Annotated in this window: 8 protein-coding genes; 7 read left to right on the forward strand and 1 reads right to left on the reverse strand. The window is 35.4% G+C overall.

The genetic code is table 11. The features are described from left to right. Positions 1 to 139 precede the first annotated feature (139 nt). Positions 140 to 1,141: a beta-N-acetylhexosaminidase gene (gene nagZ / locus GH715_RS18535; RefSeq protein ID WP_163578762.1), complete on the reverse strand. Its 1,002-nt coding sequence runs from the start codon at positions 1,139 to 1,141 to the stop codon at positions 140 to 142. 253 nt (positions 1,142 to 1,394) lie between these two features. On the opposite strand from nagZ, the gene GH715_RS18540 reads away from it, so the two are divergent. The 7 genes from GH715_RS18540 to GH715_RS18570 all read left to right on the forward strand — a co-directional run bounded on the left by GH715_RS18540 (position 1,395) and on the right by GH715_RS18570 (position 10,137). Beyond that, positions 1,395 to 3,176 carry a cache domain-containing sensor histidine kinase gene (locus GH715_RS18540; protein WP_153836697.1) on the forward strand — a complete coding sequence of 594 codons (1,782 nt, stop codon included), beginning with the start codon at positions 1,395 to 1,397 and terminating at the stop codon, positions 3,174 to 3,176. Beyond that, positions 3,151 to 4,692, forward strand: a complete 1,542-nt coding sequence (locus GH715_RS18545; protein ID WP_153836698.1) for a response regulator transcription factor — start codon at positions 3,151 to 3,153, stop codon at positions 4,690 to 4,692. The genes GH715_RS18540 and GH715_RS18545 overlap by 26 nt, the downstream gene beginning before the upstream one ends. A gap of 129 nt (positions 4,693 to 4,821) precedes the next feature. Continuing rightward, positions 4,822 to 6,150 (forward strand): ABC transporter substrate-binding protein, encoded by a 1,329-nt coding sequence (locus GH715_RS18550; protein ID WP_153836699.1) that lies wholly within the window; start codon positions 4,822 to 4,824, stop codon positions 6,148 to 6,150. An 83-nt stretch (positions 6,151 to 6,233) separates the two neighbouring features. Further along, positions 6,234 to 7,130: a carbohydrate ABC transporter permease gene (locus GH715_RS18555; RefSeq protein WP_153836700.1), complete on the forward strand. Its 897-nt coding sequence runs from the start codon at positions 6,234 to 6,236 to the stop codon at positions 7,128 to 7,130. A gap of 2 nt (positions 7,131 to 7,132) precedes the next feature. Further along, on the forward strand, positions 7,133 to 7,972 hold the full coding sequence (locus tag GH715_RS18560) for a carbohydrate ABC transporter permease (protein WP_153836701.1): 840 nt from the start codon (positions 7,133 to 7,135) through the stop codon (positions 7,970 to 7,972). A 44-nt stretch (positions 7,973 to 8,016) separates the two neighbouring features. Next, complete coding sequence (locus GH715_RS18565; RefSeq protein WP_153836702.1) at positions 8,017 to 8,649, forward strand: YesL family protein; 633 nt, start codon at positions 8,017 to 8,019, stop codon at positions 8,647 to 8,649. A gap of 255 nt (positions 8,650 to 8,904) precedes the next feature. Next, entirely contained in the window at positions 8,905 to 10,137 is a 1,233-nt protein-coding gene (locus tag GH715_RS18570; RefSeq protein ID WP_163578763.1) for a C40 family peptidase, read from the forward strand. Positions 10,138 to 10,552 lie beyond the last annotated feature (415 nt).

Below are 10,552 nucleotides of genomic sequence, written 5' to 3' on the forward strand. Positions count from 1 at the left end.
AAACATCCTGAAAGAAGGTTAAGTGGGGGTAGTTCAATTCACGATTTAGCTGTTCTACGTCTACAAAGTCTATTTCTTCATCAGTTATCCCGTATTTCTTTTTCAGTTGTAATAGACGATTTACACTTTCATCTAAGCGTTACATTGAGATTTCCCCACTTGCTACCGCATCTTCGATAGCAGCAAATACAGCATCGATTTGCTCATATCCATGGCAGATCAATAACAAATCTGTCCCTGCCTGGATTGCTTGCACAGCTGCATCGCCAATCTCATAATTCTCTAAAATTGCACCCATGGTTAAATCGTCGCTAATTACAAGACCATCAAAACCTAATTCCTTCCTTAACAATCCTTGAATAATATCTGCTGATAATGTTGCAGGATTGTCTGGATCAATCGATGGAATCATTAAATGACCAATCATAATTGCTTCAGCATCATGGTTAATTGCTTGTTGAAAAGGCCTAAGTTCTACTTGGTGTAATCTTTCAACCGAATGATCAAGAAGCGGAAGGTTGATATGTGAATCAACATCTGTATCTCCATGCCCAGGAAAATGTTTTCCGACGGGAATAACATTTTCGTCAGACAACCCTTTCATTTGTGCAATTGCCATCTTGCTCACTAGATCAGGTTTGTCTCCAAATGACCTGTCTCCAATAACAGGGTTATGCGGGTTATTATTTACATCAAGTACTGGAGCAAAATTAATATTAAAACCAAACTCCTTCACTTTTTTGGCTAATAGTTTTCCGATTTGATAAGATAGGTCACGATCATTCTTTTTGCCGATTGCTTGGCTTGTTGGTGTTACCAGTATCTCTTTAGGAAGTCTTGTAATTCGTCCGCCTTCTTCGTCAATTGGTATTGGATTGTCGTTAGCCTGTTTTAAGTCATTAATCAATTCTACAGTTTGTTGCGTATTTTGGATATTCTTTTGTAATAAAATGAATCCTCCAACCTTTTTATCGGATAGATAATGTGTAACTTCTTGGTCAATGGAGGTGCTTTCCAATCCGATCATCATTAGTTGACCGATCTTTTCTGCTATAGTCATATTATCAATATTGGAGCTAAAGTCCCAGCGCTCACTATTTAATTCACCGGTTGATAAGACTGGCAGGTGGTAAGTAGACAAAGCGTGTTCTTTTATGGGTTTATCGCTGCAGCTACATATAAACATGAGTATAAGTATCCATACACTTAATTTCTTTATCATAGTTCCAAAACTCCTATTAACCTTAGCATAATATTTATATAAAGCTATGCTTATAGATTAGGCGAATTTTAAACTTTTATGTTACTTAATTTGAAGCGACTCAAATTGACGTAATGCTTTCGTTCAACATATAATAGTTGTAAGCGTTAACAGGGGGGTGGGTGTTATCGGTATGATTCATAAGATTCGCATGAAATTTTTGAACTTACGTCTGAAATATAAAATGATTATCCTCACATCTTTAGTACTGCTTGCATTTAGTATAGGTGGTTTGTCGATATTACAATACGCTTTTAACCTCTATAATAAGGAAATCTACCGTCAATCCGCTCAAGCTTTACAAGTTTCAACGAATTCTGTTGAAGCGGAATTAAAGAAGATGGAACGCCTTTCCTATCAAATCACTACTGATACATATGTGCAATCCTATTTATTAGAATTAACCAACACCGATTCAAACTACGATAAGTACATGATTGGAAATGAACTCCGGAAAAGGTTGTTACATATTGGTGCATTAAATAAATATGTACAATCGATTCAAGTGTATGATATATATGACCAAGAATATGCCAGTGGTAATTTAATCATTAATTTATCTGAAGAAAGATTAGCAACCATGAAAGAGGTTGCACGAGCGGAAGAGGGTGGGGTCAATTGGTTATCCCCATCTGAAAATGATGAGACTGTGATGGCAGTTCGGGATATACGAGAGTATATGGATTTTTCTTTTGAAAGGTTAGGGACAGTAGGAATACGAGTTGATATTCATGAAATGATGGATGAGCTTACAAATAATTTAGAAGAACAAGAAACCAATTTTCTTATTTTTGATCAGAATGAGCGGCAAGTCTTCTCCGATGAAAATAATTTAGACGGTATTAAACCTTCGGACTTTCTGGTTAATCAGCAAGGCTATCAAATTATAAAGCATAACGGTGAAAGATATTTTTTAACGTATTCAGAAGCCAATCACTTGGATTGGACGTATATGATTCTAACACCTTATAGTAATTTATTTACGGTAATTAGCCAAGCACGAACGGCTGTATTTTTAACCTATTTTGCACTATTTTTACTGATGATATTCCTAGGAAGTAAGTTTACCGGCACGATTGTAAACCCAATTGAAAGTTTAAATAAAAAAATGAAAAAAGTTCAGACAGGTGATTTGGATTATTATGATGTTGGCATGGAAACAGAGTTAACCAAAGATGAAGCAGGGCAAATGCATGAGAATTTCAAGAAAATGATGAATCAAATTAATTATTTAATTGGGGAAAATTATGAGAAACAATTATTAATTAAAGAATCTGAATTTAAAACATTACAGGCACAAGTAAATCCACATTTTCTTTATAATACGCTTGAATCGATCAATTGGTCCGCCAAAATAGTCGGTGAAAAGAAAATTTCCCAGATGGCTGAATCTCTTGGTTACGTCTTACGAGCATCGATTAACATGAAAGATGCATTGATTCCACTGGAAGAGGAACTGACAGTGGTAGACCATTATATCACGATTCAAAGTTATCGTTTTGATGAAAGGTTACAGTTTACAAAGGACATACCTAACCAATTTTTTGATGTACAAGTACCTAAATTTATTATTCAACCAATAGTAGAAAATGCCATTCGCTATGGCCTACAAGAGATGATTGGTGTTTGTAAAATTCATCTCTCGATTAAAGAGGGGGAAGACACGATCGTTATTCAAGTGGAGGATAATGGCCCAGGTATCAATAAGTCTTATCTGGATCAGATTGAATCAGGTGACTATCAGCCAAAAGGAACAGGGATCGGTCTGCGCAATATAAATGAACGTGTCAAAATACTTTTTGGAGAGGAATATGGATTAAATATTGACAGCGAAATAGGGAATGGTACGACAGTTTCCATAATTTTGCCGAAGGAGGATAAGGAAGCCTATGTACAAAGTGTTGTTAGTAGATGATGAACGGATGATCTTGGATGGTATTTCTTTGATTGTGGATTGGAATCAACATGATACAACATTAATAGGGAAAGCAATGAATGGCCTGGAAGCCTATGATTTTATTACGAAACAACAGCCCGACATTGTGATTACCGATATAACCATGCCCGGTTTAGATGGTATCGAACTAGTGAAAAAGGCAAAACAAGACTATCCTTCTATTAAATGGATTTTTTTATCTGGATTTAGTGAATTTGAATACGCAAGACAAGCTATGCGGTATGGTGTCAAACATTATTTGCTAAAACCATGTAATGAAATGAATATTTCCGAAGCTCTAGCAGATGTTGTACAAGAAATTCGAGAAGAAGAAGAAGCTGTTGAATATATGAAGGCAATGGAAGAAGAAGTGTCTAAAAATACGGTCAATGAATGTGAGGAAGTGTTAAAGCATTTTTTTATTTACGAACAAATAACGGAAAAAAGCCAGTCAAAAATGAAGCAGATGGTGGAAGGACTCTATTCATCAGAATCATTCTTTTTTTGGATGCTATTCATTGAAGGGAAAATCGCTTATGATCAAATCAACCAACTAATAGAAATGATAAATCGATCATTTCTTAATGAACAAGTCGTCACTACCTTAATCGAAAATAAAGTAGTGGTAATGATGCGTCATTCTTCAGACTATCAAAAAACAATCAAAGACATTCTCCAAGCTAAAATAGATCAATCAACATTGAGTGTGACTTCCGTTTTATCGAAAGACTTTACAATGGACCAAATAGAAAAAATCCCAACAATAGATGAAATGGTACAGCAAGTTTTTTATCAACCAAAGCATAGTTTTATTCCGTATCAAAATTGGATTTATTTTCATGAAAAATTGCAACCAGATATTGAAATAGACTTAGATACGATTGTGTATTATTTAAAAAAACAACAAAGGAACGATGCAGTCTCCTACCTTATAGATTTTGTTAAAAAACTGAAAAAACATAAAGTTGCTCCAAAGATAACAAGAGGCTATTTTATTCAAATTTATTTATTATTGATGAGTAAATTAGCACATCATTCAACAGAGGATCGCGTGCAAGCAATTGGACAAATGGAAGATTATCAGCATATTACTGATTTTGTTACGTTCTTTGAAGAACTTTTTGAAAGAATGATTATCCAAAATCAAACACCGCAAAAATATTCAAAAGTAGTGCAACAAATGTTAACTTGCATTGAAAAAGAGATTGAGAATCCTGCGTTGTCACTTCAGTGGCTGGCTAACCACTGTTTATATATGAATGCTGACTATTTAGGGAAAACCTTTAAAAAAGAAATTGGACAACGTTTCTCATCTTACGTAACCAATGCCCGCATTAATAAAGCAGTGGAAATTATCGAAGCGGAACAGGATATTAAAGTATTTGAGTTAGCGGAGAGACTGGGATTTGGTAATAACCCACAATATTTCAGTCAAATATTTAAAAGAATGAAGGGATTCACACCATCCGAAATTATTAAGTCAAATGAATGGTAAAGTTAGCGTTTTCAAAAAACTCTTCTTTTTAAACATTTACCACTGATTTTTCTATCATACCTAGGTGTAAATATCTGCTATTATATATGTGTAATCGCTTACAGCGTATTAAAAAGGGGAGGGAAAGAAATGAAAAAATCTTTGTTAGTACTATTAGGAATGATGATGGTTCTTTGGTTAGCTGCATGTAGTGGCGATGATAGCTCAGAAGATACAGGCGGCACTACCGATAATACTTCAGAAGAAACAGACAATGACTCCGATTCTGAAGCAAGTGGGGATCAAGTAACATTACGAATTGCTTGGTGGGGGTCACAGCCACGTCACGATTACACATTAGAAGTTATTGAATTATATGAAGAGCAAAACCCAAATGTAACGATTGAGCCAGAATATGCTAGCTGGGATGACTACTGGCAAAAGTTATCACCTCAAGCAGCAGCAAACGAATTACCAGACATTATTCAGATGGATTTATCTTATATCTCTCAATATGCAGAAAATGGTCAATTAGCTGATTTAGAACAGTTTCTTGGCAGTGAGATCGACGATTCCAATATTGCCGAAAATACGATTGAAGGTGGCCGAATTAACGACGGTCTTTACGGGTTTAATCTAGGTTCCAATGCACTCAGTTTTCAATATAACCCTGAGATTTTAGCGGAGATCGGAATTGATGAGATCCCTGAAACATACTCATGGGACGAATATCAAGAAATGGCTCAAAAGGCAACAGATGCTGGATATTACTTTGATAACGGTATGCAAGCAGATGTGTTTTTTAACTATTACTTACGCCAAAATGGTGCCCGTCTTTACGCAGAGGATGGAAGTGGCCTTGGATATGATGATGATCAATTATTTGTAGACTTTTTTACGATCATTCAAGAACAGGTGGAAGCAGAAGCAACTCCAACTCCTGATTTTCTAGCACAATTAGCCGGCCCTGAAGATGACCCAGTTGTATTAGGTGACGGAGTAGGGATTTTCCAATGGTCCAATCAATTTGTTGGGTTAGAGGATATGTCAGAGCATACTTTCGCATTTGCTACTCCCCCAGGAGAGAATCTAGAAGATGGATTATTCTTAAAGCCTAGTATGTATTTCTCGATCTCCGAAAATTCAGAGCAAAAAGAAGCAGCAGCTTCCTTTATTGATTTTTGGGTGAACGATGTTGAAGCAAACAAACTAATTCTTGGTGATCGAGGAGTTCCAGTTTCATCTGTAGTTCAAGAAGAAATTGCAGATGATGTTTCTGAAGCTCAGCAAGCGGTATTTGATTATGTTGCATGGGCTGAAGAAAATAGTACGCCAATGGGTGCTCCAGATCCGGCAGGTGCAGGGGAAATCATCGAGCAATTAACTAATCTAAGTGAACAAATCTCTTATGGTGAGATTACACCAGAAGATGCAGCTAAACACTTCAGAACGCAAGCAGAAGGTATTTTAGGTAACTAAAAGGATTATGAAAGGCAGTAGCTGATCCTTAAGATCAGCTATTGTTTTTCCATTATTCATAATCATAGAAGGGAGCTTTACAAATGCAAACTCATATGAAGCAAAATTTATGGGGATATTTATTTATTGGTCCGTTTATTATAGGATTTTTGGCGTTTACCATTATTCCTATCATTGCTTCTTTCTACTTCTCCTTTACATCATACGATTTATTTAATGCACCTAGATGGATTGGCTTAGAGAATTTCAAAAAAATGTTTACATCAGATCCGAGATATTTACACTCTTTAAAAATAACCTTTATCTATGTATTTGCTGGTGTTCCATTGCGACTATTATTTGCATTAGTAGTAGCTATGTTACTCAATACTGCATCTCGAGCGGTTGGCTTATACCGAACCTTATATTATTTACCGTCTTTAATAGGTGGAAGTGTTGCAGTAGCAATAATGTGGCGACAAATTTTTGGTGATGATGGGATTGTCAACTTGGCACTTATGACAATGGGAATCGATCCTGTTAGATGGTTTGGAAATCCAACCGCCGCATTATGGATGTTAATATTTTTATCTGTTTGGCAGTTTGGTTCTTCGATGCTGATCTTCTTAGCTGGTCTAAAATCGATACCACAAAGTTATTATGAAGCGGCAAGTGTTGATGGTGCAAGCTTCTTTCAAAAATTCTTTAACATCACAGTACCAATGTTAAGTCCTGTTATCCTATTTAATGCAGTTATGCAAACAATTGCTGCATTTATGACATTTGTTCCAGCTTATATCATTTCAAAAGGTACGGGCGGACCATTAGATGGGACATTATTATATTCACTGTATTTATTCAAGCAAGGTTTTGAATTCTTCCATATGGGTTATGCATCAGCCATGGCTTGGATCATGTTAGTGATCATAGGGATATTAACGTCTCTAATTTTCTTTTCATCTAAATATTGGGTGCATTATGAATCAGAGGGAGGCAGATAGCGATGCAAGCAAAATATTTAAGAAAGATCATATATCATTTAATCGTTGGTTGTTTTGCTATCCTTTTGCTATATCCAGTCATTTGGCTAATTATGAGTTCATTTAAACCAAGTGAAAAAATATTTGCAACAGCAGAATCTTTAATCCCACAGCCATTTATATTAGGTAACTATGCACAAGGATGGGCAGGATTCGGTGACTATGGGTTTGATACGTATATTTTAAATACGTTTATCTTTGTTATTTTAGTGTTAATTGGTCACTTAATTTCTTGTTCTTTAATTGCATTCGGATTTGCGAGATTAAAATTTGCAGGAAGAAGCTTTTGGTTTGCGATTATGATATTAACATTGATGCTTCCTTATGAAGTAGTGATGATTCCACAGTATATTATTTTTGCCCAGCTGGATTGGTTAAATTCATTAAAACCACTTGTGGTACCTGCCTATTTCGGGCATCCGTTCTTCATCTTTTTATTGGTGCAATTTATAAGAACGATACCTAGAGAATTGGATGAAGCGGCGATTATTGATGGATGTAATACATTTGGTATATATAGAAGAATTATATTGCCATTAATTGTACCTGCTTTAGCAACGACTTCGATTTTTACATTCTATTGGACATGGGATAACTTGCTTGGACCAGTATTATATTTGAATAGTCCTTCTAAATATACCGTTTCGATGGCTTTAAACATGTTCCTAAGTAACGAAACAGTTTCCAATTGGGGGGCAATGTTTGCTATGTCAGTAGTATCCTTAATTCCAGTGTTTATTATTTTCTTCATTTTCCAACGTTATGTGGTAGATGGTATTAGTACTAGTGGGCTAAAAGGCTAAAGCTGCAGTAATTTAGTTAGAAAAGTTCTAAGGGGGATGTTAGTATGAACGCGTTAAATAAAGCATTTGAATGGATCTCGAAAGTAGCATATTTGAACTTATTATGGATTGGATTTACTTTATTTGGTCTAGTCATTGTAGGTTTATTTCCATCGACTGCTGCAACCTTTTCGATAGTAAGAAAATGGGTTTCTGGAAATACTGATATTCCTCTGTTTAAAACTTTTTGGAAAGCATATCGCCAATCGTTACGACAAGCGAATATTTTAGGCTATATAATAGCGATAATGGGTTATATATTATACTTAGATTTCTTATTTGTTACGTTAGTGGAAAATGATTATTTAATGTTACTTACTATTCCATTTTTATTCATTTCGATATTTTTGTTATTAACATCTTTTTATGTTTTTCCAGTCTATGTTCATTATGATATGAAACTGTTACAAGTATTGAAAAGTTCATTTTTTATTATGGTATTGAATCCCATACCGACAGCAGTTATGGTGTTGGGAGTGTTTGGTATTACATATGGATTATGGTATTTCCAAGGGTTAGCATTGTTCTTCAGCATGAGTTTAATTGCTCTTGCACTTACGATGCCCGCACATAAAGCTTTCTCCAAAATAAACGAAAAGAAAGCTTATCTTAGTAAACAGAAATTAATGGAAGAATAACAGGAGCTCTTGCCAAGGGCTCTTTTTTTATGGTAATCTATTAAAAGTTCTGTTTCGACATGAAATGACATAAAGAATGATAGTATTGAAATATTTTTGTAACATTCACATAACATTAGTGAAATCTAACTATGTTACAATGAGTCTGGTTCAAATGATAGGATGAAAAGACTACAAGAAAACCTTTTCAATTAAAGGGGACTTACATAGAGAGAGCGTAAAAACGAAAATTTTGTTGGAAAGTAGGGGAATCGAGTGCGAGAAATACGAGGTTTAGTAAAAGATTCAGTTGTCGTCGTAACGATTATGTCAAGTTTGTTTTTTGTTCAGACCGTTAGCGCTGAGACAAAAGAAGAAATTCAAGCTCAACGATCGGAAGTGCAATCAAGTATTGACGAAAAAGAACAGGAACTTCAAGAAATTAAAGAAGAGTTAATTGAGTTAAATGAGCAAATTATGAGGTTGGATGAAGCGATCGAAGATAATGAGCAAAAAATTGACGAAACAGAAACTGAAATAACAGACGTTGAAGCAGAAGTAAGTGAACTGGAAGAGAAAATCGATGAAATCCAACAAAATATCGAACGTAGAAATGAAATTCTTAAGGAGAGAATCTCTTCATTACAAGAGATTGGTGGTTCATCTAGCTATCTAGAAGTACTACTAGGTTCAACTAATTTCGTAGATTTTGTTGATAGAGTTGCATTAGTACATAAGATTACACAAGCAGACCAAGATTTATTAGAGAGTCAAGAAAAAGATAAGTTAGAAGTAGAGAAGAATAAAGTTGAGTTGGACAATAAGTTAGAAGAATTAGAAGATATGAAAGCAGAATATGAAGAAATGCAACAACAAATCGTTGCACAAAAAGAACAAAATGAAGAGTTAAAAGATGAATTGAAAGAAAAAGAAGAAGAAAATAGTGAATACCTAGACGATTTGAAAATTGAAGATGAAATTCTAGCGAAAAAAGAAAAAGCACTTAAAGAAGCAGAAGAACAACAACGTGCTCAGGAACAGGCAACTAGAAGTAACGGATCAAATGGTGCTATTGAACAGTATTCCAGCAATTCTTCCGAAACTGTATCAGTTAGTGGTAGTACAGTAGATATCGTAACATCAGTGGGTAAAAAGTATATTGGCAACTCTGTTTATGTTTTTGGTGGTGGTAGATCTGCATACGATATTGCTAATGGTCGTTTTGATTGTTCTGGATTTGTCAGCTGGGCTTTTAAGCAGGCAGGAATCAGCTTGCCGGCGAGCACTTCAAGTTTAAGTTCAGTAGGTTCAAAAGTTTCTACTAGCGACATGCAACCAGGAGATCTTGTATTTTTCAATACGTATAAAACAAACGGACATGTCGGAATATACTTAGGTAACAATAAATTTATCGGTTCTCAAAACTCTACAGGTGTAGCTATCGCTGACATGGGAAGTGGCTACTGGGAATCGAAATTCTCTGGTCACGTTCGTCGCGTAGGATCATAAATTATAAAAAAACCCGTTTCAACACGAAACGGGGTTTTTTATATTAAGTACAGAAAGTATAAAAGCAGTGCAATGACTCCATTAAACGAAGTAGTTATTTTGAAATGTTTGATGTATTTTCGCAACGCGCCGACTAATTACTTCTATTGATCAAACTAAGAAAAACCGGGATAGCCCACTCGGTCCTGTCCAAAGTAGTTATTTTGACATGAATAATAGGCGTAACAACCGCTGCGGCTTGCCCACTTCGCTTTCCGTGGGGCGTGTCTTCAGCTAACTTTGTAAAGAAGATCGCTTTACAAAAGTGGATCTTCAGATCACGCTGATCCCACAGGAGTCGAAGTGGACGCCTACGCTAATAAATGCTCTACAATGAATGTACTCGCTGACATTCCAATTTTATTACACAGGTTAA

The organism is Gracilibacillus thailandensis (assembly GCF_010994055.1).
GTDB lineage: Bacteria > Bacillota > Bacilli > Bacillales > Amphibacillaceae > Gracilibacillus > Gracilibacillus lacisalsi.